The 1,043-nt window shown below is 34.0% G+C and carries 3 protein-coding genes; 1 reads left to right on the top strand and 2 read right to left on the bottom strand.

Translation table 11 applies throughout. The features are described 5' to 3' along the window. Nucleotides 1-94 precede the first annotated feature (94 nt). The gene (locus EXE29_RS17245) at nt 95-241 is read right to left on the bottom strand and encodes a hypothetical protein (RefSeq protein ID WP_228198838.1); all 147 of its coding nucleotides are present in this window, start codon (nt 239-241) and stop codon (nt 95-97) included. A gap of 190 nt (nt 242-431) precedes the next feature. Beyond that, a complete protein-coding gene (locus EXE29_RS17240) occupies nt 432-683 on the bottom strand; it encodes a hypothetical protein (protein WP_120365119.1) in 252 nt (83 codons plus the stop codon). Between the two features lie 117 nt (nt 684-800). Between EXE29_RS17240 and EXE29_RS17235 the strand changes: the two genes are divergently transcribed. Further along, complete coding sequence (locus EXE29_RS17235) at nt 801-992, top strand: hypothetical protein (RefSeq protein ID WP_228198839.1); 192 nt, start codon at nt 801-803, stop codon at nt 990-992. Nucleotides 993-1,043 lie beyond the last annotated feature (51 nt).

Raw genomic sequence — 1,043 nt, 5'->3', positions numbered from 1 at the left:
AAATTACATATCAAAGATATGAAATTTAACTTTGACTTATTTCTCTAAAAATATGACTTAAATATCTAAAAATACAGACCAACTTGACTGTTATTTAGTCAATCGTAACCCGCATGTTATAAATGGGGGTGGAAAAATCAGTCAGGAGACTAGATTCAGGACTGGTGAAGTGAGCTGATTTAGGGCTTTCTCCTGTGTTTTTACGGGTAATGGTGCTTTTTTGTACAGTATTATTTTTCATGATTAAAGCCACCCGATACAAAATGAAACACCAGAAACAAATCCTAAAAAGGCACCAAGAAGATAAGAAGGAAAATGCATAAATCACCCCATACAACGTGTTAAATGGAATGAAAGAAAGTTTTTATTAAAGATCGAATGACAGCGAGGACACTCAACTAAGTCGATTTGATGAACTGAATGAATAAGCATTAGCAATCCCCCATTTCTTCTTTTAATTCAGCATTTGCTTTTTTATAAATATCTGCATGTGCATCTATGTATGAATAGTCATAAGCCATTTCACTAGCCACCAAAGCCAAATGCTCTAAGCACTGCTCTGTGGAGAATGCAGGTACAAAGTTTTCTAATGCACATTGGCCATGTTGAGAAATCAGCTCAGCAACACGATTAAATGCTGACTGGGTGAAGTCTTGAGGGCTTTCAAATATTGTTCTTTGCATAGCATGTATACATGTTTTTATTTTGGGAAAAGATAACAGATTTACATGTATCATGTAAAGCATGTATACAAGTATCTATAGAATTGAGGAATTAAATTGATTCGGAAGAAAACTGCAATGGCTCAAATGTTGAGACTAAATGAGAGGGAAAAAGAACTCCTTAGAAATAAGGCAGTTGAAATAAACAAGGTCTTAATCAATAAAAAACTAGAACCTGTTAAAGATACAGAATTAGCTCATATCGTCTTAGAACAAGGCATAGACCTGATAGAAATAACTGAATCTGGGAAACTAATTATTCCTAGATAGCAAAAAATAATTAAGGGCCACTAAAGGCCCTTTTTATTTGCTCTAACGAAT

The sequence above is a fragment of the Acinetobacter sp. WCHAc060006 genome (assembly GCF_004209135.1).
Classification (GTDB): Bacteria; Pseudomonadota; Gammaproteobacteria; order Pseudomonadales; family Moraxellaceae; genus Acinetobacter; species Acinetobacter cumulans.
The sequence above is the reverse complement of the archived record's forward strand: the minus strand, read 5'-3'. Positions and strand labels throughout refer to the sequence as shown.